Source organism: Pseudomonas sp. P7758, from assembly GCF_013386485.1.
In the GTDB taxonomy this organism is placed as follows: domain Bacteria; phylum Pseudomonadota; class Gammaproteobacteria; order Pseudomonadales; family Pseudomonadaceae; genus Aquipseudomonas.
The window spans coordinates 1-24,062 of the sequence record NZ_JACARS010000069.1 but is presented as its reverse complement, the minus strand read 5'-3'; the positions used below and the strand labels follow the sequence as shown (position 1 = coordinate 24,062).

General features: G+C 59.9%; 23 protein-coding genes. 18 read left to right on the top strand and 5 right to left on the bottom strand.

The features are described 5' to 3' along the window. The first annotated feature begins 95 nt into the window (after positions 1-95). Complete coding sequence (locus tag HX873_RS15185) at positions 96-986, top strand: AraC family transcriptional regulator (protein WP_004371227.1); 891 nt, start codon at positions 96-98, stop codon at positions 984-986. A gap of 193 nt (positions 987-1,179) precedes the next feature. On the opposite strand, the gene HX873_RS15180 is transcribed toward HX873_RS15185, so the two are convergent. Continuing rightward, entirely contained in the window at positions 1,180-2,844 is a 1,665-nt protein-coding gene (locus HX873_RS15180; RefSeq protein ID WP_087692763.1) for an electron transfer flavoprotein-ubiquinone oxidoreductase, read from the bottom strand. Positions 2,845-3,398: 554 nt separating this feature from the next. Between HX873_RS15180 and HX873_RS15175 the strand changes: the two genes are divergently transcribed. The 14 genes from HX873_RS15175 to HX873_RS15110 all read left to right on the top strand — a co-directional run bounded on the left by HX873_RS15175 (position 3,399) and on the right by HX873_RS15110 (position 15,069). Continuing rightward, a complete protein-coding gene (locus HX873_RS15175; RefSeq protein ID WP_004371224.1) occupies positions 3,399-4,148 on the top strand; it encodes an electron transfer flavoprotein subunit beta/FixA family protein in 750 nt (249 codons plus the stop codon). A 2-nt stretch (positions 4,149-4,150) separates the two neighbouring features. After that, positions 4,151-5,080 carry an electron transfer flavoprotein subunit alpha/FixB family protein gene (locus HX873_RS15170; RefSeq protein WP_004371223.1) on the top strand — a complete coding sequence of 310 codons (930 nt, stop codon included), beginning with the start codon at positions 4,151-4,153 and terminating at the stop codon, positions 5,078-5,080. Positions 5,081-5,163: 83 nt separating this feature from the next. After that, positions 5,164-5,979, top strand: coding sequence for an ABC transporter substrate-binding protein (locus HX873_RS15165; RefSeq protein ID WP_177122858.1), 816 nt, complete (start codon positions 5,164-5,166; stop codon positions 5,977-5,979). 9 nt (positions 5,980-5,988) lie between these two features. Beyond that, the gene (locus HX873_RS15160; protein ID WP_008434912.1) at positions 5,989-6,351 is read left to right on the top strand and encodes a DUF4398 domain-containing protein; all 363 of its coding nucleotides are present in this window, start codon (positions 5,989-5,991) and stop codon (positions 6,349-6,351) included. After that, positions 6,348-7,160 (top strand): OmpA family protein, encoded by an 813-nt coding sequence (locus tag HX873_RS15155; RefSeq protein WP_004371220.1) that lies wholly within the window; start codon positions 6,348-6,350, stop codon positions 7,158-7,160. The genes HX873_RS15160 and HX873_RS15155 overlap by 4 nt, the downstream gene beginning before the upstream one ends. A 312-nt stretch (positions 7,161-7,472) precedes the next feature. Next, complete coding sequence (locus HX873_RS15150; RefSeq protein ID WP_008434911.1) at positions 7,473-8,912, top strand: PLP-dependent aminotransferase family protein; 1,440 nt, start codon at positions 7,473-7,475, stop codon at positions 8,910-8,912. A gap of 104 nt (positions 8,913-9,016) precedes the next feature. Further along, the gene (locus HX873_RS15145; protein ID WP_004371218.1) at positions 9,017-9,517 is read left to right on the top strand and encodes a hypothetical protein; all 501 of its coding nucleotides are present in this window, start codon (positions 9,017-9,019) and stop codon (positions 9,515-9,517) included. A gap of 163 nt (positions 9,518-9,680) precedes the next feature. Further along, positions 9,681-9,935 carry a YkgJ family cysteine cluster protein gene (locus tag HX873_RS15140; protein ID WP_004371217.1) on the top strand — a complete coding sequence of 85 codons (255 nt, stop codon included), beginning with the start codon at positions 9,681-9,683 and terminating at the stop codon, positions 9,933-9,935. A 44-nt stretch (positions 9,936-9,979) separates the two neighbouring features. Then, entirely contained in the window at positions 9,980-10,585 is a 606-nt protein-coding gene (locus tag HX873_RS15135; RefSeq protein WP_004371215.1) for an START domain-containing protein, read from the top strand. A 79-nt stretch (positions 10,586-10,664) separates the two neighbouring features. Next, entirely contained in the window at positions 10,665-10,925 is a 261-nt protein-coding gene (locus tag HX873_RS15130; RefSeq protein WP_008434908.1) for a hypothetical protein, read from the top strand. A 213-nt stretch (positions 10,926-11,138) separates the two neighbouring features. Beyond that, positions 11,139-11,480: a ribonuclease E inhibitor RraB gene (locus tag HX873_RS15125; RefSeq protein WP_003193463.1), complete on the top strand. Its 342-nt coding sequence runs from the start codon at positions 11,139-11,141 to the stop codon at positions 11,478-11,480. Between the two features lie 425 nt (positions 11,481-11,905). After that, positions 11,906-13,315, top strand: coding sequence for a circularly permuted type 2 ATP-grasp protein (locus HX873_RS15120; RefSeq protein WP_087692761.1), 1,410 nt, complete (start codon positions 11,906-11,908; stop codon positions 13,313-13,315). Positions 13,316-13,318: 3 nt separating this feature from the next. After that, entirely contained in the window at positions 13,319-14,269 is a 951-nt protein-coding gene (locus tag HX873_RS15115) for an alpha-E domain-containing protein (RefSeq protein WP_004371204.1), read from the top strand. Further along, positions 14,266-15,069: a transglutaminase family protein gene (locus tag HX873_RS15110; protein WP_004371203.1), complete on the top strand. Its 804-nt coding sequence runs from the start codon at positions 14,266-14,268 to the stop codon at positions 15,067-15,069. Before HX873_RS15115 ends, HX873_RS15110 begins: the two co-directional genes overlap by 4 nt. Before the next feature lie 104 nt (positions 15,070-15,173). On the opposite strand, the gene HX873_RS15105 is transcribed toward HX873_RS15110, so the two are convergent. Further along, complete coding sequence (locus tag HX873_RS15105) at positions 15,174-15,977, bottom strand: cytochrome c (RefSeq protein ID WP_177019576.1); 804 nt, start codon at positions 15,975-15,977, stop codon at positions 15,174-15,176. A gap of 681 nt (positions 15,978-16,658) precedes the next feature. On the opposite strand from HX873_RS15105, the gene HX873_RS15100 reads away from it, so the two are divergent. The 3 genes from HX873_RS15100 (at position 16,659) to HX873_RS15090 (ending at position 20,960) form a co-directional block, all read left to right on the top strand. Beyond that, positions 16,659-17,864, top strand: coding sequence for an acetyl-CoA C-acetyltransferase (locus tag HX873_RS15100; RefSeq protein WP_008434901.1), 1,206 nt, complete (start codon positions 16,659-16,661; stop codon positions 17,862-17,864). A 16-nt stretch (positions 17,865-17,880) separates the two neighbouring features. Beyond that, the gene (locus tag HX873_RS15095) at positions 17,881-20,028 is read left to right on the top strand and encodes a 3-hydroxyacyl-CoA dehydrogenase NAD-binding domain-containing protein (protein ID WP_177122857.1); all 2,148 of its coding nucleotides are present in this window, start codon (positions 17,881-17,883) and stop codon (positions 20,026-20,028) included. Positions 20,029-20,231: 203 nt separating this feature from the next. After that, the gene (locus tag HX873_RS15090) at positions 20,232-20,960 is read left to right on the top strand and encodes an amidotransferase (RefSeq protein WP_087692757.1); all 729 of its coding nucleotides are present in this window, start codon (positions 20,232-20,234) and stop codon (positions 20,958-20,960) included. 165 nt (positions 20,961-21,125) lie between these two features. On the opposite strand, the gene HX873_RS15085 is transcribed toward HX873_RS15090, so the two are convergent. The 3 genes from HX873_RS15085 to HX873_RS15075 all read right to left on the bottom strand — a co-directional run bounded on the left by HX873_RS15085 (position 21,126) and on the right by HX873_RS15075 (position 23,829). Beyond that, on the bottom strand, positions 21,126-22,097 hold the full coding sequence (locus HX873_RS15085; protein WP_004371189.1) for a magnesium and cobalt transport protein CorA: 972 nt from the start codon (positions 22,095-22,097) through the stop codon (positions 21,126-21,128). Between the two features lie 71 nt (positions 22,098-22,168). Further along, positions 22,169-22,924 (bottom strand): 1-acyl-sn-glycerol-3-phosphate acyltransferase, encoded by a 756-nt coding sequence (locus HX873_RS15080; RefSeq protein ID WP_004371188.1) that lies wholly within the window; start codon positions 22,922-22,924, stop codon positions 22,169-22,171. A gap of 215 nt (positions 22,925-23,139) precedes the next feature. Then, the gene (locus tag HX873_RS15075) at positions 23,140-23,829 is read right to left on the bottom strand and encodes a crotonase/enoyl-CoA hydratase family protein (RefSeq protein WP_177122856.1); all 690 of its coding nucleotides are present in this window, start codon (positions 23,827-23,829) and stop codon (positions 23,140-23,142) included. Positions 23,830-24,062: the final 233 nt, after the last annotated feature.

The following is a 24,062-nucleotide window of genomic DNA, read 5'->3' as shown; positions in this document are numbered from 1 at the left end:
TCATGCCTATTCGTCCGGGAGTGCCCCTGGATTGGATCGTTGTGGCGCCAGACCTGCGATGATGGTCTCATCCCCTTTTTCGCGAAGTTTTTGCCATGTTGTTGACCCGCCATGTCGATGCCAATGCCGCGTTGGTTGCCTTGATCGAACCCCTGACACCCCGTGATGGGTTCTCGCCCACGAACCTGCCGGGCGTGCAGGTATTGCGTGCCAGTTGCGATGTGGCGCGGGGCCCGCAGATTTATGAACCGAGTCTGATGATCGTCGCCCAGGGCAGCAAGGTCGCGTACCTGGGCCCGCGTACCCTGGAGTACGGCGCGGGGCATTACCTGATCCAGGCGATGCCGGTGCCGTTCGAATGCGAGACTTTTGCCATGCCGAATGCACCGCTGTTGGGTGTGACGGTGGGCATTGATCGGGTGGTGCTGGGTGAGCTGGTGATGGCGATGGGGATCCAGAGCGGGCCACCGCCGGCGGCGCAGACGTTGGAGTCGATGAGTTCGGTGGTGCTGGACGACGCCATGCGCGGCTGTGTCGAACGCCTGTTGCAGTGCCTGCACGATCCACTGGAGAGCCGGATCATGGGCCCGGCGCGGGTGCGGGAATTATTGTTCACCGCATTGCGCGGGCCACAGGCGGATGTGTTGCGGGCGTTGGTGGAGCAGCAGGGGCAGTTTTCGCGGGTGGCGACTTCGTTGAATCACCTGCATGCCCATTACGCCGAGCCGCTGAATATCGAGACATTGGCAGGTTATGCGCACATGAGTGCGTCGACCTTCCACGAACACTTCAAGCGCTGCACGCTGTTGTCGCCGGTGCAGTACCTCAAGCGTCTGCGGTTGCTCAAGGCACAGCAGTTGCTGTTGGTGGAGGGCATGGGCGTGGCGCAGGCGGCCCACAGTGTGGGGTATCAGAGCACGTCGCAGTTCAGCCGGGAATACAAGCGCTACTTCGAGCGCAGCCCTGGGGATGAGCGGGCGGCGTAACTCTCCCAGGCACAATTCGGTCAAAAATGTGGGAGCGGGCTTGCTCGCGAAAGCGGTGGTTCAGCCAAAACATCTGTGACTGATACACCGCTTTCGCGAGCAAGCCCGCTCCCACATTTGACCGAGTCGATGGGTCTTTTTCCGGGCTACAAAAAAGGCCCCCATTTGGGAGCCTTCTGTTCAAGCAGCGGATTTACATATTCGGGTAAGTCGGCCCACCCGCACCTTCCGGCGTCACCCACGTAATGTTCTGCGAAGGGTCCTTGATGTCACAGGTCTTGCAGTGCACGCAGTTCTGGGCGTTGATCTGGAAGCGCTTCTCGCCGTCTTCCTTGGTGATCACTTCATACACGCCAGCCGGGCAGTAGCGCTGCGCCGGTTCATCGTAGAGCGGCAGGTTGGTGCCGATCGGGATGCTCGGGTCTTTCAGCTTCAGGTGGCACGGTTGTTCTTCTTCGTGGTTGGTACCGGAGATGAACACCGAACTCAGCTTGTCGAAGCTCAGCTTGCCGTCGGGTTTCGGGTAGTCGATTTTCTTGCTGTCCTTGGCCAACTTGAGGCAGGCGTAGTCCGGCTTGGTATCGTGCAGGGTAAACGGCATTTTGCCGCCGAGGATGTTCTGGTCGAACCAGTTGAAGCCGGCACCAATGATCGGGCCGAACTTGTGCATCGCCGGGCCGAAGTTGCGGCTGGCGAACAGTTCTTCGTGGAGCCAGCTGTTCTTGAAGCTGTCGACGTAAGCGGTCAGTTCGTCACCGCCTTCGGATTCGGCGAACAGGCGGTCTGCCACGGCGTCAGCGGCGAGCATGCCGGACTTCATCGCGGTGTGGCTGCCCTTGATCTTGGCGAAGTTCAGGGTGCCCAGGTCGCAGCCGATCAGCGCGCCGCCCTTGAACACCATTTTCGGCAGCGAGTTCAGGCCGCCTTTGCAGATGGCGCGGGCGCCGTAGCTGATGCGTTTGCCGCCTTCCAGGTACTGGGCCAGCACCGGGTGATGCTTGAGGCGCTGGAACTCGTCGAATGGCGACAGGAAGGTGTTGCTGTAGGACAGGTCGACGATCAGGCCGACGACCACCTGGTTGTTTTCCAGGTGATAGAGGAACGAACCGCCGGTGTTCTCGGCGCTCATGATGTCCAGCGGCCAGCCGGCGGTGTGCACCACCAGGCCTGGCTGGTGTTTGGCCGGGTCGATTTCCCAGATTTCCTTCAGGCCGATGCCGTAATGCTGGGCGTCGGCGTCGCTGTCCAGGTTGAAGCGCTGGATCAGTTGCTTGCCGATGTGGCCACGGCAACCTTCGGCGAACAGCGTGTACTTGCCACGCAGTTCCATGCCCGGGGTGTAGACGCCTTCTTTCGGGTTGCCTTCACGGTCGACGCCCAGGTCACCGGTGATGATCCCGCGCACCACGCCGTTTTCGTCGAACAGCGCTTCCTGGGCGGCGAAGCCCGGGTAGACTTCCACACCCAGGTTCTCGGCCTGCTGGGCGAGCCAGCGGCACAGGTTGCCCAGGGAAATAATGTAGTTGCCTTCGTTGTGCATGGTCTTGGGCACAAAGAAGTCAGGCACCTTGGTGGAAGCTTCGCTGGAGCGCAGTACATAGATGTCATCACGCACAACAGGGGTGTTGAGCGGTGCACCGAGTTCTTTCCAGTCCGGGAACAGTTCGTTCAGGGCACGGGGTTCAAACACGGCACCGGACAGGATATGAGCGCCGACTTCGGAGCCTTTTTCGACCACGCAGACGCTGATTTCCTTACCGGCTTCGGCGGCCTTCTGCTTCAATCGGCAGGCGGCAGACAGGCCTGCCGGGCCAGCGCCGACGATGACCACGTCGAATTCCATGTATTCGCGTTCCACAGGCTATCTCCTACTCAAGGCTCAACGGCTTTTTTTTCTAATGGGTGGAGGTTCGGTAATCCGTCCCACAATGCCTGCATCAATCTCATGCAAGGGGCAGGGGACGACCCACCTTTCTCTCTAGGTGGCGCATTATATCTACACCACTCTCAGCGTCCAATACAAACGTTTGTTTGAATTGCCCGCAAGCTAGGTAAATCAAAGCAACGCGGCTTATAACTGACCATTTTGCCGTATTGACCGGAATAGGTGTTCCGGTCAATATACGGTCGGTTTTGCGCATCCCGTAGGCAGACTGTGGGTTTCAAGGCCACCTCGAAAGACAGGCTGAAGGCAAATAAGGGTGACGCGCGAGCCACGATGGCGCGCAGTTTACACGCCACGATAATGAATGACCTCTCAGTCACCGCTGACGAACGGTCATCACTCCCGTGAGCAAGGTCCCCCGCCGACGATTGCCGGTGTTTTTGGAGGTGCCCTTGTGTGCCGATGAGCATCAAACCGCCAGGTTCGCCTAGGCGACTTTCTTTTCACCGGAGAGTAACGAGGAATCCATGAAGGTTCTTGTAGCTGTCAAACGCGTTGTCGATTACAACGTGAAAGTTCGCGTCAAGGCGGACAATTCCGGCGTCGACCTCGCTAACGTCAAGATGTCGATGAACCCTTTCTGCGAAATCGCCGTGGAAGAAGCCGTACGCCTGAAAGAGAAAGGCGTTGCGACTGAAATCGTCGTCGTTTCCATCGGTCCGACCACTGCTCAAGAGCAGCTGCGTACCGCCCTGGCGCTGGGTGCCGATCGCGCCATCCTCGTCGAATCCGCTGAAGAGCTGACTTCCCTGGCCGTTGCCAAGTTGTTGAAAGCCGTTGTCGACAAGGAACAGCCATCGCTGGTGATCCTCGGCAAACAAGCCATCGACAGCGACAACAACCAGACTGGCCAGATGCTGGCTGCACTGACCGGTTACGGCCAGGGCACCTTCGCCTCGAAAGTCGAAGTGAGCGGCGACAAGGTTGCCGTGACCCGCGAAATCGACGGCGGCGCGCAGACAGTTTCCCTGAAACTGCCGGCCATCGTCACCACCGACCTGCGTTTGAACGAGCCGCGCTACGCGTCCCTGCCAAACATCATGAAAGCCAAGAAGAAGCCTCTCGAAGTGCTGACTCCGGATGCTTTGGGCGTTTCCACCGCCTCCACCAACAAGACCGTAAAAGTCGAAGCGCCGGCTGCACGCAGCGCGGGCATCAAGGTCAAGTCGGTGGCTGAACTGGTCGAGAAACTGAAAAACGAAGCGAAGGTAATCTAACCATGACTATCTTGGTAATCGCAGAACACGACAACAAGGTCGTGGCTCCGGCCACCCTGAACACTGTCGCCGCCGCCGCCAAAATCGGTGGTGATATCCACGTCCTGGTCGCTGGCCAAAACGTTGGTGCCGTGGCTGAGGCCGCTGCCAAAATCGCTGGCGTGAGCAAAGTACTGGTTGCCGATAACGCAGCCTACGCTCACCAATTGCCGGAAAACGTTGCGCCGCTGGTAGCAGAGCTGGGCGCTGGCTACAGCCACATCCTGGCTGCCGCCACCTCCAACGGCAAAAACATCCTGCCGCGCGTTGCTGCGCAACTGGACGTTGACCAGATCTCCGAGATCGTTTCGGTAGAAAGCGCCGACACCTTCAAGCGTCCGATCTATGCCGGTAACGCCATCGCTACCGTGCAGTCCACTGCGTCGGTAAAAGTCATCACCGTGCGTGCCACCGGTTTCGACCCGGTTGCAGCTGAAGGTGGTTCGGCTGCGGTTGAAGCTGTGGCTGCTGCCCACGACGCTGGCACTTCCAGCTTCGTTGGCGAAGAGCTGGCCAAGTCCGATCGTCCGGAACTGACCGCTGCCAAGATCGTCGTTTCCGGCGGCCGCGGCATGCAGAACGGTGACAACTTCAAGCACCTGTACGCCCTGGCCGACAAGCTGGGCGCTGCGGTCGGCGCTTCCCGCGCTGCCGTCGACGCAGGTTTTGTACCGAACGACATGCAGGTCGGCCAGACCGGCAAGATCGTTGCGCCACAGCTGTACATCGCCGTCGGTATCTCCGGCGCGATCCAGCACTTGGCCGGTATGAAAGACTCCAAGGTGATCGTTGCGATCAACAAGGACGAAGAAGCACCGATCTTCCAGGTGGCTGATTACGGCCTGGTGGCGGACTTGTTCGAAGCCGTACCCGAGTTGGAGAAGCTGGTCTAATCCAGCCGCTTCACTTATAAAGAGCCCGGTCTTTTGACCGGGCTTTTTTTTGCCCGGTAATTTTTCAACTGGAGAACCCTGCCATGGAATTGCGTTCCTGGACTGTACTGCTGGCCCTGTCACTGCTGCCGGCGGTGTCGCTGGCGGCTGGCAAATGTGATCGCCTGGTGATCACCGGCAGCCCGGACGCACCGCCTTATCTGTGGCGTGATCCCCAGGACCCCACGCACTTGATCGGCGCCACCGCCGACATGCTGCAGCAAGTGGCCAAGGACCTCGGGGTGAAAATCGACCTGCTGTACGGCGGCAAACGTTCCCTGGCGCTGGAAGAAGTGCGCAGCGGGCGCATGGACATCCTCGCCGACGCGCCATTGACCCTCGACGCCCTGGACGCCCTCGACTACATCCACCCGGCATTGGTGCAAACCGATTACCTGGTCTGGACCCGCAAGGATTCCTCCCTGGCCTACAGCCAGGCCAGCGACCTGCAGGGCCACAAGGGCGCGGTGTCGGAAAGGGCACGCCTGAGCCGCGACTTTGAAACCTTCGCCGGTGAGCAACTGACCCTGCAGCGCCTGCCTACCCTGACCCCGGCGTTCCAGAAACTGCTGTTGGGAGAAGTGGACTACGTGCTCGCCGGACGTTATTCCGGAATGGCCATGGCCCAGACGTTGGGCATGAGCAACGACCTGGTGGCGCGGGAAATCCCCATCGACCAGCCGGGCCTGTACCTGGCCATTTCCCACAACTCCGCCTGCAACGATCCGTGGTTGCGCGGACAGCTCGCCAAAAAGATGACAGAATTGCCCGCGTCCGGTCTGGCGGAAACCGCGCTGCAGAGCAATCTTGAGCGCTGGAAAGCGCAGTTGCAGCAACCCGTCGGCACCCCAACAAAGTAGGGATTTTCAGTGACTATTCGACCTCTTTTCGCGGCCCTCGCCGTTGTAGCTCTGGCGGGATGTGCAGCCGATCCTGCGCCGAATGAACAGATGCGCCTGACCCAGCAAGCCCTGGAACAAGCCAGCGCCGTGGGCGCCGTTGCCAGCGATTCGCCCGAGCTGAAGCTGGCGGAAGACAAGTTCACCCAGGCCCGTGCCGACATGGCCGATGAATCCTACAAGGACGCCCGCATGCAGGCTGAAGAAGCCGAGCTGGACGCCCGCCTGGCGGAAGCGCGGGTGCTGACCCGCAAAAGCCAGGAGCAACTGAACGTGCTCAACACCCGCATCACCCGCCTGCGCAAGCAGTTGCAGTTGGGAGACGCCCAATGAGCCCGTTGATGCGTGGGTTGAGCTGTGTGGTGTTGCTGGGCAGTGCGCTGGGTGGTTGTGCGACCCATCCCGACAGTAACCTCGCCTTGCAACAGGCCAGCACTGACTTCCAGAAGGTCAAGGAAGATTCGAATGTGCTGCGTATCGCACCCAAGGACGTGATTCGCGCCGGTGAGTCCCTGGCCCGTGCCGACCGTTTCTCCAGCTTCTGGGGCAGCGGCGCCGATGTGGCGCATTACGCCTACCTGAGCCAGCGCTACAGCGCGATTGCCCGGGAACACACCGAGCAGGCACTCAATCAGGAGCGTGGGGTCAAGCTGGAGCTGGAACGCCAGCGCCTGCAACTGGCCCTGCGTGAAGCCAAGCTCTCCAGCGTTCAGCAACAGGGCAAATGGATTGAGGCGCAGATATCCAGCCTGACCACCGTCCAGCCTGATCGCGGGCTGGTGATGACCCTGGGTGACGTGCTGTTCGATACGGGTGATGCAGAGCTGCAAAACTCGGCCAACCGCACCGTGCTCAAAGTGGTGCAGTTCCTGCAACTGAACCCCAAGCGTGTGGTGCGCATCGAGGGTTACACCGACAATACCGGCGGCGAACAGGAAAATATCAAACTGTCCCGGGACCGCGCTCAAGCGGTTGCGGATGTACTGAGCGACCTGGGGATCGACGAAAAACGCATTCAGGTCGAAGGCTACGGCGATCAGTATCCGGTCGAAGCCAACGCGTCTGAGCGGGGCAGGGCGCAGAACCGTCGGGTAGAAATTGTGTTCTCCGACGAAAAAGGCCAGCTGGGCGCTGCTCGCTGAACCTGATTCTCAAGGTGAAAGCTGATTCCTGTGGGAGCTGTCGAGCCCCAGCGAGGCTGCGACAGGATCGCCTCGGTGGACCTGCGAGACCGCAGCGCCTGCATCGCAGCCTCGCTGAAGCTCGACAGCTCCCACATAAGCCCGATCAATGATCGGGTTTTTTATGCCCGCGATTCAGTTCGCAACCCTTACAGTTTTTTCTATCACTGCCGCCCGCGCTCGACTATTGTGGCAACTGTCCCCGTACACTTCTAAACTGTGCCGGTATGTTTCACACAAAAATAAAATACCCGTGAAATCGAGTGCTGCTTCATGACCAATCTGTTGCTCTACCAACGTATCGCCCAGCAGCTGGCTGAGGATATCCGCCGCGGTGTCTATCAACCGGGCGAGCGCGTGCCTTCGGTACGCAAAATGAGCTCCCAGCTCAACGTCAGCCACGCCACCGTGTTGCAGGCCTACGCGAACCTGGAAGACCAGGGTTTGATTCGCGCGCGGCCGCAGTCCGGGTATTACGTGCACCAGACGCCGGCGCTCACTGCGCCCACGCCGGACATCGCCCGGGTCGAGCGTCCAGGGTTGGTCACCCGCAGCAGCATCATTCAACAGGTGTTGGTGGAATCCCGTCGCGAAGGCGTGTTCCCGCTGGGCGCCGCCGTGCCGAGTGTCGACTACCTGCCTGTGCGCGCGCTGCATCAGCAACTGGCCAAGGTCACGCGTTTCCAGAGCCCGCGGGCGTTCAGCTACATGTTCAGCCCGGGTTTCGAGCCGCTGCGGCGCCAGGTGGCGATCCGTATGCGCGATGCCGGGGTGGTGGTCGATCCCTCCGAAGTGGTGATCACCCATGGGTGTGTCGATGCATTGCAGATGTCGCTGCGGGTGCTGACCCGCCCCGGCGACCTGATCGCCGCCGAATCGCCGACCTATTACGGCTTGCTGCAACTGGCCGATCTGCTGGGCCTGAAGGTCATCGAAATCCCCAGCGACCCGGCCACCGGCATGAGCCTGGAAGCCCTGCAACTGGCAGCCAACCAATGGTCGATCAAGGCCCTGGTGCTGACCACGCGCCTGAGCAATCCCCTGGGCGGCACCATGCCCGAAGAGCGGCAGAAACAGTTGCTGCGCCTGGCCTCGGATTTCGATATCCAGGTGGTCGAGGACGATATCTATGGCGAACTGATGTTCGAACTGGGCCGCACCAAGGCCCTGAAAGCCTACGACCGTCTGGACCGGGTCATCTATTGCTCGAGTTTCTCGAAGACCCTGTCACCGGGCATTCGCATTGGCTGGATGATTGCCGGCAAGTACCAGCAGGAAATCCAGCGCCTGCAAATGTTCAGCACCCATTCGGCCTGCAGCGTGACCCAGATGGGCACGGCGGCGTACCTGGAGAATGGCGGTTACGACCGCCACCTGCGCTATATCCGCCAGGAGTACCGCAAGAACCTCAGCGCGTTCCAGCTGGCCGTGCAGCAGTATTTTCCCGAAGGCACCCAGATGACCCGCCCGACCGGCGGTTTTATCCTGTGGGTCAGTTTGCCTGGACGGGTCAATACCCAGGAACTGCACGTGCGCGCCTTGCAGCAGGGCATCAGCATTGCACCGGGGCTGATCTTCAGTAATACGGAACAGTTCAACCACTGTATTCGCCTGAACTGCGGCACCCCGTGGAACCGCGAGGCGGAGCGCGCCTTGATGACCCTCGGGATGCTGGCAAGCCAGTTATGCCAGGAGACTGCGGCGGGTTTTTGAGGCATGGAAAGGGGACACGACGGGTAGCTGGCTAATTACCATGCTTGTCATACCGTCCTCAACAAGCGAGCATATGGCCTTCTGCCGTTAATGCTGCTGGCGATATGACTTATACCTTTCCTGCTGCCCTGCTGATCTGCGTGTTAAGCCTGTGTAACGCTGGCGCTGTCCTGGCGGCTCCCGCCGGTGAAGCGGCACCTGCTGCCAGCTCCCAGCAAACGGTGCCGGCGAAAAAAGCCGCTGCGGCCAAGAAGGCACCGGTCGCGAAGAAAGCCCCCGCAAAGAAAGCAACGCCGGTTAAAAAACGTGCGCCTATCGCCAGCAAGTCAAAGTCGGCCCACGAAGTCGCCAAGACGCCGCTGCCGCCCGCAGAGCTGGATTTGAGCCTGCCGTCGAACATGGTTCGCCACCTGCAACCCCTCGGCACCATGCCGCAGCCGAAGAACGTGCCGCTGCTGCCGCCGATGTTTGCCGAAAAGCCCACTGACAACAGTGCCTTCCAGATCAACGGGCGCCTGCTCAGCAATGAAATGCAGCTGCAACTGCGCAACGAAGAACGCCGCGAAGTAGAAGGCGCAGCGCTGGATTTCCAGTTCAAGCAATAAACCCGACGAGTAAACGTGACGCGCACCCCTGACCTTCTGTCGCAGACTGGTCAGTCACTTTTGTTTTCGGTGAAAAACCCCTGTTAAGCCAATTTAAAACGTCTGTTTAAGGGCGTAGTCTTACGTGGCCATCAACACTTGAGTTGTCGAGGATCTGTTCGTCATGAAATGCCGTGAAGGCTGTGGCGCTTGCTGCATTGCCCCATCCATCAGTTCTCCGTTGCCGGGAATGCCTGCCGGCAAACCGGCGGGCGAACGCTGCCTGCATCTTTCGGTCGAACAACTGTGCCAGTTGTTTGGCCAGCCTGAGCGGCCCGCAGTGTGTAGTTCGTTCCAGGCGGATATCGAGGTCTGCGGCAGTAGCCAGGCAGAAGCGATCAGGTTGATCGGCTGGTGGGAACAGATGACGGCGGCTTAGTGGGCTGTTCAAAGTACTGAACTTCAACAATAAGGAATAAGACCATGGGTTCACTGAAACGAATTGCTGTGTTGTGCGGTTTTACCGCGTTGTTCGCTGCCGCAGCGCATGCTGAAGACTGGCAGACGGCCAAGGATGAAGACGGCATCAAAGTGTCCTTGAGTGAAATTGCCGGTTCCAAGTACAAGGCTTATCGCGGTGTGACGACCATCAAGGCGCCGCTGGCCAAGATCCAGGCGCTGCAGGAAGACGTGGCGGGGGCCTGCTCCTGGATCCACGAATGCAAGTCGCAGAAACTGCTCAAGCAGGAAGGCGACAAGAGCTGGACCTACACCCAGTTCAAGGCACCGTTCCCGGTGACCGATCGTGACTCGATCCTGGAAATCACCACCACCAAGGCTGCCGACGGCACCGTCACCCGCAAGCTGTTGGAAGTGCCGACCTACCAGCCAGAAGTCAAAGGCTATGTGCGCGTAGCCCAGGTCGATGGTTACTGGAAGCTGGTGCCTAAAGGCGACAACCTGACCGAAGTGACCTACCAGGTGCACACCGAGCCAGGTGGCAGCGTGCCGTCTTGGTTGGCCAACAAGTTCGTGGTGGACGCACCGTTCAACACCTTGAAAGCCCTGAAAGAACACGCTGAAAAATAACTGCAGTTGATCAGGTGCCTCCTGCCTTGAGTGGAACGATTTCCAGGCCCTCAAGGTCCAGATAGATGTAAGCCCACCCATGGGTTTTATCGAGGAGGCTCTGATGCCAAAGTGGAACGTTTCCTTCACCAATGATCATGGTGAGTCGGTAGTCGAGCAATTCGAGTGCGAGCAAAAACCCACGCTTGAAGAAGCTGCGCGCCTGGTTCGCGCCCGCGTATCACCGGTGCTGGAGGAACTGGATCTCAACGATCTGGAGGGGCGTATCGCCGAACCCACGGTCAAGATTCTGAAAGATCAAAACAGCATCAAAGACCTCAACGTCGAACCCGCCGCCTGAATATTCCCTGTACGCCTTTAAACAGACTCTGGTGGAGGTGATAGCTTCGCGCTACTCTGCAATGGAGATCAGCGAATGAATCGCTAAGGTCTGGTCTTGTCAGCTACATGCTTGTCTCCCAGCGGCGACGTCACTGCCGTAACACCCGCGCCCTTGCAGCGCGGGCCTTGGGAAGCACGGAAAGTCTATCCATCGGTTTGAGGAGGACGTTTCATGAGCACAGCCTATCAAGAAGACATCAGCACCAACGTGTTGCGCCGCATGAAAGAGGGCGGCTTTGACTTCTCGCGTTTCCATCCCATCGAGTTCTACGCCATTTTCCCGGATGAGGAACGTGCGCGGCGGGCTGCGGGTCGGTTTCGTGGGGAATCCCTGAATGCCCAGGTCAGCGCACGGGATGACGGCGCCTGGTACCTGGAATTGAGCAAAATCATGTTCGCCACCTACGACGGCATAGGAGACTTCGAGCAGGACTTTGAGGCGGTGGTCGAGCCCTTGGGCGGAATCATCGAGGGATGGGGCGTGAAACAGGAGGTGCGTGGGTTACCCATGTAGCGACATGAGCAACAACACAGCGTATCGGCTGACCTTTGGGTCGGCCGTTTTTGTTTCTGGCGCGGGAAAAATCCTGCGCAAAAAAAAGCCACCCGAGCAGGGTGGCCAAAGGGAAGATCGCAAAGGAGGAGAGCGATTCGGTACAAGCGGTAATGCGCAATGGATGAGGCTGTAGGACGCGTCCTGTTCAGCTGATGGAGGTGATTATCCGCGGGGTTTGCCGGGCAGTGAAATCAACTCTGACTATGCTGGTGATAGTCATGGCCTGCATTGCAATGAGGCGCCGCCCATGACAGCGGGCATTTGCTGCACCGGGATGGTGCGATGAGACCTGCGTCTATATCCAACTGATTGATACTTAAGTGTTTATGCCGCTGGCACGGGCCTTGCGATGGTTCTGGCGTCCGGGTGACAAGGAGTACGGCATGATCCGCACTTATTATGATGAGATGTACGACGGGGCAGGGCAGGTGCGCCCCCATTACCGCGAATTTGCCCGCTGGTTGGCCGACACGCCGGCCGAACTGCTGGCCCAGCGCCGGCGCGAAGCCGATTTGCTGTTTCACCGGGCCGGTATCACCTTCACCTTGTATGGCGATGAGCAAGGTACCGAGCGCCTGATCCCCTTCGACACGATCCCCCGCAGCATCCCGGCCAGTGAATGGCGGATCGTCGAGCGCGGCTGCATCCAGCGGGTCAAGGCGCTGAACATGTTTCTCGCCGACCTCTACCACGAACAACGCATTATCAAGGCTGGGATCATCCCCGCCGAGCAAGTCCTGGCCAACGAGCAGTACCAGTTGGCGATGCAGGGCCTGGACCTGCATCGGGATATCTATTCCCACATCTCAGGTGTCGACCTCGTACGCGATGGCGACGGCACTTACTACGTCCTCGAAGACAATCTGCGTACCCCCAGCGGCGTGAGCTACATGCTCGAAGACCGCAAGATGATGATGCGCCTGTTCCCCGAACTGTTCGCGGCCCAGCGCATTGCGCCCATCGACCACTATCCCAACCTGTTGCTCGACACCCTGAAAAGCTCCAGCCCGCTGGATAATCCCAGTGTGGTGGTGCTGACGCCTGGGCGTTTCAACAGTGCGTTCTTCGAGCATGCATTCCTGGCCCGGGAAATGGGCGTGGAACTGGTGGAAGGCGCCGACCTGTTCGTGCGTGATGACCGCGTGTTCATGCGCACCACCGATGGTCCCAAGGCGGTGGATGTGATCTACCGTCGCCTCGACGACGCGTTCCTCGACCCGCTGGCCTTCAACCCGGACTCCATGCTCGGCGTGCCGGGCCTGCTGGCGGCGTACCGCTCGGGCAACGTGGTGTTGGCCAATGCCATCGGCACCGGGGTGGCGGATGACAAGTCGGTGTACCCCTTCGTCACCGAGATGATCCGTTTTTACCTGGATGAAGAACCGATCCTGAAGAATGTTCCGACGTTCCAGTGCCGTAATCCCAGCGAACTGTCCCACGTGCTCGCCAACCTTCCGGACTTGGTGGTGAAGGAAACCCAGGGCTCCGGTGGCTACGGCATGTTAGTCGGCCCGGCCGCCTCGGCGGCGGAAATCGAAGCCTTCCGCGCACGCATCAAGGCCAAGCCCCACGCCTATATCGCGCAACCGACCCTGTGCCTGTCGACATGCCCGACCTTCGTCGAAAACGGCATCGCGCCACGCCACATCGACCTGCGCCCGTTTGTGCTGCAAGGCAAGGAAACCCGTGTGGTCCCCGGCGGCCTGACTCGTGTGGCGCTGCGGGAAGGCTCGCTGGTGGTCAACTCGTCCCAGGGCGGCGGCACCAAAGACACCTGGGTGGTCGAGGATTGAAATATGTTGAGTAGAACTGCCTCGGATTTGTATTGGATGTCACGCTACCTGGAGCGCGCGGAAAACCTCGCGCGGATGCTCGATGTCAGTTATTCGCTGTCGCTGATGCCCCAGGACGGGCGCGGCGATGGCCTGCATGAACTGGCGATGCCGCTGCTGATCACCGGCACCCTCGACGATTACCGCGAGCGCCACGGTGAACTGCACGCCGAACGCCTGCTGCACTTCTTCGCCCTGGATGCGGCGAACCCGGCCAGCATCTACAGCTGCCTCGGCGCTGCACGCGCCAGTGCCCATGCCGTGCGTGGGCGAATCACCGCCGACATGTGGGAAAACATCAACGCCACCTGGCTGGAAATTCGCGACATCGCCCAGCAAGGCCTGAGCCGCTACGGCATGAGCCGGTTCTGCGAGTGGGTCAAGGAACGTTCCCACCTGTTCCGCGGTGCCACCTACGGCACCATCATGCGTAACGACGCCTTTCGTTTTATTCGCCTGGGCACCTTTATCGAGCGCGCCGACAACACCCTGCGCTTGCTCGACGCCCGCTATGAAATGGCCGGCGACCAGGCCGAAGCGGTCACCGATGGTACCGCCCATGCCTACTATCAATGGAGTGCGTTGTTGCGGGCGTTGTCGTCGTTCGAGGCCTACACCGAAATCTACCGTGATGCCCCGGGCGCCCGACAAGTCGCCGAGCTGTTGCTGCTGCGCGCCGACGTGCCGCGGTCGCTGCGGGCCTGCAGTGAAGAGATCGACCAGATCCTTGGCAGCCTGCCCGGCATCAACGGTCGCCCGGCCCAACGCCTGGCAGCGGAAATGGACGCACGCCTGCGCTATACCGCCATCGACGAAATTCTCGAGGAAGGCCTGCACGCTTGGCTGACCGACTTCATCCCGCTCGTGCGCGAGCTGGGCGATGCTATTTACAGTTCCTACCTGGAGGCGGCATGAGACTTTCCATCAGCCACGAAACCACCTACCACTACGAAGACCAGGTGCGTGCCAGCATCCAGTACCTGCGGCTCACGCCCCACGACAGCGAGCGCCAGCATGTCCTCAGTTGGCAGTTGGACTTGCCCCGGCCGGTACGGGCGCAACTGGACCCGTTCGGCAATATCCTGCACGTGTTGACCCTGGACGAGCCCCATGAAGCCATCATCATTGGCGCCCGTGGCCAGGTGGATATCGACGAATTGCGCGAAGCCGAACATGAAAGCCAGTCGGCCTTCCCGTTCCTGCGCTGCACCCGGTTGACCGAGCCGGACGAGGCCCTGCGCAGCTTTGCCGAAAAGCATTGCCATCAACGCCGCGACCGCAGCGCATTGATCGACCTGATGCACGCGCTGAACCAGTACATGACCTATTCGCCGGGTTCTACCGAAGTCGACACCTGTGCGGCCAAGGCGTTTGCCGGGCGTGCCGGGGTGTGCCAGGACCACACCCACGCCTTCCTCGCCTGTGCCCGCAGCCTGGGGATTCCGGCGCGTTATGTGTCGGGGTATTTGTACAGCGAAGACTGCGAGCACCTCGCCAGCCATGCCTGGGCTGAAGCGTGGCTGGATGACGCCTGGTACAGTTTTGACGTGACCAATCAACTGGCGCGGCCGGAGCGGCATTTGAAGCTGGCGGTGGGTCTGGATTACCTGGACGCCTGCCCGGTACGAGGCATGCGTCGTGGGGGAGGGCATGAGCAGATGCATGCCAAGGTATTTGTAGCACCGACACCGGTGATTTCGGTGCAGCAGCAGTAGGATCCAGGGAGAGAGGGAGCTGTGTGTAGCAGGAAAGCTCTCTGTGCCAGGAAAGCTTTTTGTGGCGAGGGAGCAAGCTCCCTCGCCACAGATTTACCTGAGCCTTAAGGCTGCTTTCTGCCCGCCATATGCTTCAAATACCCCACCAGCAGATCCAGGTCCGCATCCGGCAACACGCTGGTGGCAAACGCCGGCATCTTCGCCTGTGGCCAATGCCGCATGCTTTGCGGATCGCGGATGTAGCGCTTGAGGAAATCCCCGGCAAAATATTCAGTGGGGTTGTAAGGAATATTCAGGTCCGGCCCCACCTGCGCATCGCCGGCCCCGTTCAGGCGATGACATGCCAGGCAGTTCTTCTGGAACAGTGCGAACCCCTGATTCACCGGGTCATTCGCCGCCAGTTTCGGATCCGGCAACAACGCCGGGAAGCGCTCCGCCACCGTCTTCAACTGCTTGATCCCGGAAATCTGAAACGGCCACTGCTCAGGGCTGATATTGCCTGCCTGCGGATCGGTCCACACCAGATAAAACGGCCCGGCACTGGGCTTGCCGTCTGCCAGTGGCGGCCACGGATGCGCCGGATCTTCCACCGCCAGCCAGGCCCGCGCGCCGCTTTTTGATAGCAGCGGTGCCGCCGTCAGTTCCGCGGCAAAGCCGTCGAGGGCCACTGCCTGCAGATGATTTTCCGGCGTGATGCCCGGCAACAGTGCTGCCAGCGGCACTGCGCGATACGTCATATTGCGCTTGTAGGAAACGTCATCAACGATCTGCACCGTCTGCACATCCGGACGCTTGAGCAGTTCGGTGGTTTCCCAGGTTTTGCTGGCGTGATCCAGCTCGACGGTCAATTTCGCGGCGTGCGCCGGCAAGGCCAGCAGCAGGATCAGGAGGACGATGATCTGTTTCAAGGAAGGGCCACATATCGGAAAAGGCGGTGGAACTCACGATACCGCAAAATCAAAAAATCTCGGCGCGCAAAACGGCAGCCCTTGACGGGATCGCTATACGCAATATCCCGAAAGGCGCTGCCAAAGGCTGCGATCCTGGCGCTGTGTCTGCGCAGAATGTGGGGTGTGAGAGGTCACCCAATGACCTTGGTGAGGTTGGGCAAGATCAGAATCAGGGTGGTGGCGAACAGAATAAGTCCCGCCTGACGTACTTTCGAATGCTTGAACATGGCTGACTGCCTTTTGTTGTTATTCCTGAGCGTCAAATGCGTGCCGGTCGATTCAACTATGACGGTGCTACATGACTCTTTTCTTACAGTTCCTACAGGTGCTCCAGCAAAACCCGGCAGCAACCTTTAACTTCTCTTACAGATTCAACCTTAGAGCCCTCGTTCTACATGGCTTAGATCCATTTCGTCTCATCACCTGAAGAAAAATTATTAAAAAGGCATGAGGCCAATTGCCAGCCAGACGCCAGCCCTACGGCTAGACAGCTAAAACGATTAATCAGCCGATTCCCGTAGCCTCCTACCGTTCGTCTGAGCGTGAGCGTCAAGGTCAATGAGCGGTTCGGTCATTGAATCCGGCGCCCCGGCGCCTAAGGTAAGGGCACGATTCGTTGCATAGTGATTCGAGGACGTCATGACCCAAGCTTTGATCTTTGATGCGATACGCACGCCCCGGGGCAAAGGCAAGGCGGATGGCGCCCTGCACAGCGTCAAGCCGGTGAACCTGGTGGCCGGTTTGCTGACGGCACTGCAACAGCGCACCGACCTCGACACCCGGCAAGTGGATGACATCGTCCTGGGCTGTGTCACACCGATTGGCGACCAGGGCGCCGACATCGCCAAGACCGCCGCCTTGGTGGCGGACTGGGATATCAGCGTCGCCGGTGTGCAGATCAACCGGTTTTGCGCCTCGGGCCTGGAAGCCGTGAACCTCGGCGCGATGAAAGTGCGCTCCGGCTTTGAAGACCTCGTGGTGGTGGGCGGCGTCGAGTCCATGTCCCGAGTGCCCATGGGCAGTGACGGCGGCGCCTGGGTGCTCGACCCGCAAACCAATATGCACAGCCACTTCACCCCGCAAGGCATCGGTGCCGACCTGATCGCCACCCTGGAAGGCTTCACCCGCCAGGACGTCGACGCCTTTGCCCTGCACTCACAGCAGAAAGCGGCGCGGGCCAGATCAGACGGCTCCTTCAACAAGTCGCTGATCGCCGTGCAGGACCAAAATGGCATTGTGCTGCTGGATCAGGACGAATTCATCCGTGCCGACTCCACCCTCGAAGGCCTGGGCAAACTCAAGCCCAGCTTCGAAATGATGGGCCAGATGGGCTTCGACGCCACGGCGTTGCGGGTCTACAGCCACGTCGAACGCATCAATCATGTGCACACACCGGGCAACAGTTCCGGGATTGTCGATGGCGCGGCGCTGATGCTGATCGGTTCTGAAGCAAAAGGTCGCGAACTCGGCCTGCAACCCCGGGCGCGGATCGTCGCCACCGCTGTCACCAGTACCGACCCCACCATCATGTTGACCGGCCCGGCACCGGCAACCCGCAAGGCACTGGCCAAGGCGGGTTTGCGGGTTGAAGACATCGACCTGTTCGAGGTCAACGAAGCGTTTGCGTCGGTGGTGCTCAAGTTCATCAAGGACATGGGCATCGACGCCGCCCGGGTCAACGTCAACGGTGGCTCCATCGCCATGGGCCACCCGCTGGGCGCCACGGGCTGCGCGATTCTCGGCACCTTGCTCGATGAGCTGGAGGTGCGCCAGCAGCGTTATGGCCTGGCCACCCTGTGTGTCGGCGGCGGCATGGGTATCGCCACTATCATCGAACGCCTCTGAGCCTAAGGAATCAGTCATGACCGATGCCATTCGTTACGAAAAGGGCCAGGACCAGATTGTGGTGCTGACCATCGACATGCCCGGCCAGAGCGCCAACACCATGAACGGGGTGTACCGCGAGGCCATGGCGGCCACCGTCGCCCGCCTGGACGCCGAGAAGGATTCGATTGCGGGCGTGATCATCACCTCGGCGAAGAAGACCTTCTTTGCCGGCGGCGACCTTAATGAACTGATCAAGGTCGACAAGCCCCACGCCAAGGATTTCTACGACAGCGTGCTGGTGCTGAAGGCGCAACTGCGCACCCTGGAAACCCTCGGCAAACCGGTAGTGGCCGCGATCAACGGCGCAGCGCTGGGCGGTGGCTGGGAGATCTGCCTGGCGTGCCAGCACCGTGTGGCGCTGGACCACAAGTCGGTACAGATTGGCCTGCCGGAAGTCACCCTCGGGCTTTTGCCGGGTGGCGGCGGTGTGGTGCGCATGGTGCGGATGCTGGGCCTGGAAAAAGCCTTGCCCTACTTGCTGGAAGGCAAAAAGATTACGCCGCAGCAGGCGCTGCAAGCCGGGTTGATTGATGAGCTGGCGGCAGACCGTGACGAGCTGCTGGCCAAGTCCCGGGCGTGGATTCTGGCCAACCCCGAGGCGAAACAGCGTTGGGACATCAAGGGCTACCAGATCCCGGGTGGTACGCCGTCCAACCCGAAAGTCGCGCAAATGCTCGCCATTGCGCCATCGATCCTGCGCGCCAAAACCAACGGCTGCTTCCCGGCCCCGGAAAAAATCCTCTGCGCCGCCGTGGAAGGTGCCCAGGTGGATTTCGACACCGCGCACTTGATCGAGACCCGCTACTTCACCGAGCTGGTCACCGGGCAAGTGGCGAAAAACATGATTGGCACCTTCTGGTTCCAGCTCAATGAAATCAATGCCGGCAGTTTGCGGCCCAAGGGCTTTGCGCCGTATGTGACACGCAAGGTCGGCGTGCTCGGCGCCGGGATGATGGGCGCGGGCATTGCCTACGTCAGCGCCTCGGCGGGCATTGAGGTGGTGCTCAAGGACGTCAGCCAGGCGGCGGCAGAGAAGGGCAAGGCCCACTCGGCCACGTTGCTGGACAAGAAGGTCGGGCGTGGGCAATTGACCGCCGAACAGCGGGAAACCATCCTCGCGCGGATTGTTCCTACCGAATCCGATGCTGATCTTGCCGGCTGCGACCTGATCATCGAAGCCGTCTTCGAGGATCGGGAACTCAAGGCCAAGGTCTCGGCGGCCGCGCAAAACGTGGTGGGCGCCGAAGCGGTGATCGCCTCCAACACCTCCACCTTGCCCATCAGCGGGTTAGCCACCGCCGTTCCAGACCAGGGCAAGTTTATCGGCCTGCACTTCTTCAGCCCGGTGGAAAAAATGCCCCTGGTGGAAATCATCAAGGGCGCCCGCACCAGCGACGAAACCCTGGCGCGGGGGTTCGACTTCGTACTGCAAATCAAGAAAACCCCGATCGTGGTCAACGACAGCCGCGGCTTCTTCACCTCGCGGGTGTTCGGCACCTTCACCAACGAAGGCATCGCCATGCTCGGCGAAGGCGTGGCGGCGCCGATGATCGAGACCGAGGCACGCAAGGCCGGCATGCCGGTGGGGCCGCTGGCGGTCTCTGACGAAGTTTCCCTCAGCCTGATGAGCCATATCCGTCAACAGACGGCCAAGGACTTACAGGCCGAAGGCAAGCCGTTACCGCAGCACCCGGCGTTTGCCGTGATCGACCTGTTGCTCAATGAATACAAGCGCCCGGGCAAGGCGGCGGGTGGCGGTTTCTACGAGTACCCGGCGGGCGGGCAGAAACACCTGTGGCCGGAGCTGAAAAACCGCTTCGAAAAGCCTGGCCAACAGATCTCGCCGCAAGACGTGCGTGACCGTTTGCTGTTCATCCAGGCCATCGAAACCGTGCGCTGTGAGGAGGAGGGCGTGTTGATGTCGACGGCTGATGCCAACGTCGGCTCGATCTTCGGTATCGGTTTTGCCGCCTGGAGCGGCGGAGCGCTGCAATTCATCAACCAGTACGGCCTGAACGATTTCGTCGCCCGCGCCCGCTACCTGGCCGAGCAATATGGTGAGCGTTTCACGCCGCCGGCGCTGCTGTTGGAGAAAGCTGCACAGGGTGAAGCGTTTCGGTGATCCAAATGTGGGAGCGGCGGTGCGACGATTCGACTTGCTCGCGAAAGCGGTGGATCAGCTAACGAGTGTGTTGACTGACACACCGCATTCGCGAGCAAACCCGCTCCCACATTGAGCATGGCGATGGGGCTTGCCTTGGAAGGGTATTTCAAGGCAGGCTCTGGGGGTGTTCATTATTCCCATCGCCGTGTCAGGTATTTTTTATGTCGTTACGCGTGTGCATCCTGGAAACCGATATCCTGCGTCCTGGGCTGATCGATCAGTACCAAGGGTACGGGCAGATGTTCAAGCGCCTGTTCTCCAAACAGCCTATTGCCGCCGAGTTCGTCATCTATAACGTGGTGCAGGGTGAATACCCGGCGGATGAAGAAGTGTTCGACGCGTACCTGGTGACGGGCAGCAAGGCCGACTCCTTTGGCACCGATCCGTGGATCCAGACCCTCAAGACCTACCTGCTGGACCGCCATGCCCGCGGCGACAAGCTGATCGGCATCTGCTTCGGCCACCAGTTGCTGGCGCTGCTGTTGGGTGGCAAGACCGAGCGGGCGACCAAGGGCTGGGGCATGGGCATCCATGACTACAAACTGAACGCCAAGGCACCGTGGATGAGCCCGGTGGTGGAAGAACTGACGCTGTTGATCAGCCACCAGGACCAGGTCACCACCTTGCCGGAAAACGCCACCGTGATCGCCTCCAGCGAGTTCTGCCCGTTTGCGGCGTACCACATTGAAGACCAGGTGCTGTGCTTCCAGGGCCACCCGGAATTTATCCACGACTATTCCCGCGAGTTGCTGGAGATTCTTCAGACAACGCTGGGGGAGAAGGTCTACACCAACGGTGTGGCCAGCCTGGAGCGAGACCATCACGGCGTTACCGTGGCGGAATGGATGATGCGGTTTGTGGCGCACAAACCAAAAGCAGGAGCGGCCTGAAACCGTCCAGGGCAAGAAGCACGGTCTTCAAGGCAAAGCAGATTAATGTAGGAGCTGGCTTGCCTGCGATAGCATCACCTTGGTGTAACTGACAAACCGAGGTGCCTGCATCGCAGGCAAGCCAGCTCCCACACTTTTGATCTTCAGCAAATTGAGCTGGGTTTGTTACAGCCAGCCTGAACGCTTGAAGCTGGCCCACAAACTTGTACACCCCACCGCAATAAACCCCAGCACCGCGAAATACCCATAGTGCCATTGCAGCTCCGGCATGTTCTGGAAGTTCATCCCGTAAATCCCGGCCACCGCCGTCGGGAACGCCAGAATCGCTGCCCACGCGGCAAACTTGCGTTGCACCACGCTTTGGCGCGAGGCTTCCAGCAACACCCCAATCTCGATGGTCTGGCTGGCGATATCCCGCAAGGTGGTCAGGTCTTCCATCTGCCGGGTGACGTGAATCTGCACATCGCGAAAGTACGGACGCATGTTCTTGTCGATAAACGGGAAGCTCAGTTTCTGCAATTCCTGACTGATCTCCACCATCGGTGCCACATAGCGCTTCAGTCGCAGCACATCGCGGCGCAGGCCGTGGAGTTTCTGGATATCCGCTTCACTCAGGGAGTTGCACAACACGTTGCGCTCCAGCTCATCGACCTCGGCATGAATCGCCTCGCTCACCGGCTGATAGTTCTCGGTAACAAAATCCAGCAGCGCATAGAGTACGAAATCTTCCCCATGCTCCAGCAACAGCGGTCGCGCCTCACAGCGCTGGCGCACATAGCCGTAGGATGCCGAGTGGCCGTTGCGGGCGGTGATGATGTAGCCGTTGCCGGCAAAGATATGGGTCTCGATAAACTCCAGCTTGCCGTTATCGCGCACCGGTGAGTAGGTCACGATAAACAGCGCGTCGCCGAAGGTTTCAAGCTTGGGGCGGCTGTGTTTTTCCAGGGCGTCTTCGATGGCCAGTTCGTGCAGGTTGAACTGGCGCTGCAGGTTGGCCAGTTCCAGTGCGCTGGGCTCTTCCAGGCCGATCCACACAAAGTGGTCAGGCTTGGCGGCCCACGCGGCGCCTTCGTCGAGGGTGATATCAGTGACTTTCTTTCCGGCGCTATAGACGGCGGCCGCAACAACTCTACCCATAGTGCTGATCGCTTCTTCTTGAATGGCAGATGACAACTGTCAGGCAGCTTAGCTGCCCTGCCCAATCAGAGTCAGCAAATTCGGCGGGGTTCAGCCGTGATTGCAGGCGTGGTTTGCAGCTCGCGGTCCATCGCCTCGATGCAGTCGCGCATTTGCTCGCGACAGGTCTGCATTAACAGCGGCATGTCATCCATCGTCAGCCCCTTCGTAGGAATCGGCGGCAACGAGCGAATCAGAATATCGCCACTGTTCCAGCTATTGAGCTTCATCTGCTTCACATAGGTGCTGACACACACCTGCACAATCGGCACGCCTGCGGCGATCGCCATCTGGAACGCGCCTTTCTTGAACGGCAGCAGGGTTTCACCGAAGTTGCGCGTGCCTTCCGGGAACACCCAGATCGAGGTGTCGGCATGCTGCAAGGTGTGGGTGGTGGTCAGCATCGAACGCCGCGCCTTGTGCGCATTGCCCCGGTCGATCAACACATTGCCCGCCAGCCAGAACAACTGTCCGAACAACGGCACCCACTTCAGGCTCTTCTTGCCGATACACACCGTGCGGTACGGCACCACGGTGCCGAACACAAACAGGTCGTAGTTGGATTGATGGTTGGCGATGATCACGCAACTGCTGGGCTTGTTACGCAGCGAGTCGACATCGGCCTTCACTCGCAGGCGCAATAGCCACATCGCCGGCACCGCATACAGGCGCGCGCAGTAACGGCTGTTGTCCGGATTGAACGGCCGACAGATCCCCAGCAGCACGCCCAGTACGCCCGCAATCATAAAATGCAGGCCCATCAACAACATGCGTAACAAAAAAAGCATCGACACAGCCCATCGGGACAAAAGGTGGCGCAGTGTACGGATGTGCACTGTATTCGGCAATTGCCCCTATAGAGTCAGAAGATAGGCGATGTTTAAGCGCATGTTTCAACATGCTGTGACAGACACTGTCTAGAGCGGTTGTAGGCAAACCGGAATTCTTTGTAAGAAAAAGCCCGACTCAAGGTCGGGCTTCGATTCAGCAGGCGTAGGTTTAATTAACCCAAGTGGCCTTGGTCCTGAATGATCGCGTCATCCAGGGCTTCCAGCAGCGCCTTACGCACCTTCAGCTTGGTGTGCTTGTGGGCGTTCATATTGATCTTCTTCAACTGGCGAGCGGCTTCCAGTGCGGCTGCCTGCAACGCTTCCGGCGCCACCACCTTGTCCAGGAACCCGGCGCCCAATGCGTCCTGCGGGTTAAACATCTCGGCATTGATCACCGAACGGTGGAACGCCGACTTACGCAGACGATCCCGCGCCAGCTCGATCCCGGCGTGATGCATGGTCATGCCGATCATCACTTCATTCAGACCAATGCTGAACGGTCCGTCTACACCGATCCGGTAATCCGCCGACAACAGCAGGAATGCCCCCTTGGCCACCGCGTGCCCGGGGCACGCCACGATCACCGGGAACGGGTGCGACAACAGGCGGCGGGCGAGGGTGGAGCCCGACGTCACCAGGCTCACGGCTTCTTTAGGGCCGGCGGTCATCACCTTCAAATCATAGCCACCGGACAAAATCCCCGGCGTGCCCGTGATGATCACCACCGCCCGATCCTTCTCGGCCTGATCCAGCGCTTGATTAAACGCACTGACCACTGCCGGCGAAATGGCATTCACCTTGCCGTTGCTCAGGGTCAGGGTCGCGATACCGTCTTCGAGGTGGTAGGCAATCAACTCACTCATGACGCGATTCCTTGTAATGCTTGTAATAGAAGGACAGACGGCAGACGTTACCCACCGCGCCCGCCCTGGTAAAGCGCCATGACTGACTACCCAGTCAGACTTTTCCCCCATGCCCACCCGCAGGCGGCCTTCGGCAAGGCGCAGCAGCTACTATAGACAAGCGCCGCGAGTGCCCGAGAATGGCAGAATTGCCGTGGTGTGCATGGCGCCACAGAGGGCTGGAACGGCATAAC

Excerpts from the sequence above, each read along its gene's own strand:
- HX873_RS15120 (WP_087692761.1), top strand. The coding sequence starts at position 11,906 with ATGATCCGCACTTATTATGATGAGATGTACGACGGGGCAGGGCAGGTG.
- HX873_RS15095 (WP_177122857.1), top strand. The coding sequence starts at position 17,881 with ATGACCGATGCCATTCGTTACGAAAAGGGCCAGGACCAGATTGTGGTG.
- HX873_RS15085 (WP_004371189.1), bottom strand. The coding sequence starts at position 22,097 with ATGGGTAGAGTTGTTGCGGCCGCCGTCTATAGCGCCGGAAAGAAAGTC.
- HX873_RS15140 (WP_004371217.1), top strand. The coding sequence starts at position 9,681 with ATGAAATGCCGTGAAGGCTGTGGCGCTTGCTGCATTGCCCCATCCATC.
- HX873_RS15090 (WP_087692757.1), top strand. The coding sequence starts at position 20,232 with ATGTCGTTACGCGTGTGCATCCTGGAAACCGATATCCTGCGTCCTGGG.
- HX873_RS15135 (WP_004371215.1), top strand. The coding sequence starts at position 9,980 with ATGGGTTCACTGAAACGAATTGCTGTGTTGTGCGGTTTTACCGCGTTG.
- HX873_RS15110 (WP_004371203.1), top strand. The coding sequence starts at position 14,266 with ATGAGACTTTCCATCAGCCACGAAACCACCTACCACTACGAAGACCAG.
- HX873_RS15150 (WP_008434911.1), top strand. The coding sequence starts at position 7,473 with ATGACCAATCTGTTGCTCTACCAACGTATCGCCCAGCAGCTGGCTGAG.
- HX873_RS15125 (WP_003193463.1), top strand. The coding sequence starts at position 11,139 with ATGAGCACAGCCTATCAAGAAGACATCAGCACCAACGTGTTGCGCCGC.
- HX873_RS15165 (WP_177122858.1), top strand. The coding sequence starts at position 5,164 with ATGGAATTGCGTTCCTGGACTGTACTGCTGGCCCTGTCACTGCTGCCG.
- HX873_RS15115 (WP_004371204.1), top strand. The coding sequence starts at position 13,319 with ATGTTGAGTAGAACTGCCTCGGATTTGTATTGGATGTCACGCTACCTG.
- HX873_RS15100 (WP_008434901.1), top strand. The coding sequence starts at position 16,659 with ATGACCCAAGCTTTGATCTTTGATGCGATACGCACGCCCCGGGGCAAA.
- HX873_RS15185 (WP_004371227.1), top strand. The coding sequence starts at position 96 with ATGTTGTTGACCCGCCATGTCGATGCCAATGCCGCGTTGGTTGCCTTG.
- HX873_RS15130 (WP_008434908.1), top strand. The coding sequence starts at position 10,665 with ATGGGTTTTATCGAGGAGGCTCTGATGCCAAAGTGGAACGTTTCCTTC.
- HX873_RS15075 (WP_177122856.1), bottom strand. The coding sequence starts at position 23,829 with ATGAGTGAGTTGATTGCCTACCACCTCGAAGACGGTATCGCGACCCTG.
- HX873_RS15155 (WP_004371220.1), top strand. The coding sequence starts at position 6,348 with ATGAGCCCGTTGATGCGTGGGTTGAGCTGTGTGGTGTTGCTGGGCAGT.
- HX873_RS15175 (WP_004371224.1), top strand. The coding sequence starts at position 3,399 with ATGAAGGTTCTTGTAGCTGTCAAACGCGTTGTCGATTACAACGTGAAA.
- HX873_RS15080 (WP_004371188.1), bottom strand. The coding sequence starts at position 22,924 with ATGCTTTTTTTGTTACGCATGTTGTTGATGGGCCTGCATTTTATGATT.
- HX873_RS15170 (WP_004371223.1), top strand. The coding sequence starts at position 4,151 with ATGACTATCTTGGTAATCGCAGAACACGACAACAAGGTCGTGGCTCCG.
- HX873_RS15145 (WP_004371218.1), top strand. The coding sequence starts at position 9,017 with ATGACTTATACCTTTCCTGCTGCCCTGCTGATCTGCGTGTTAAGCCTG.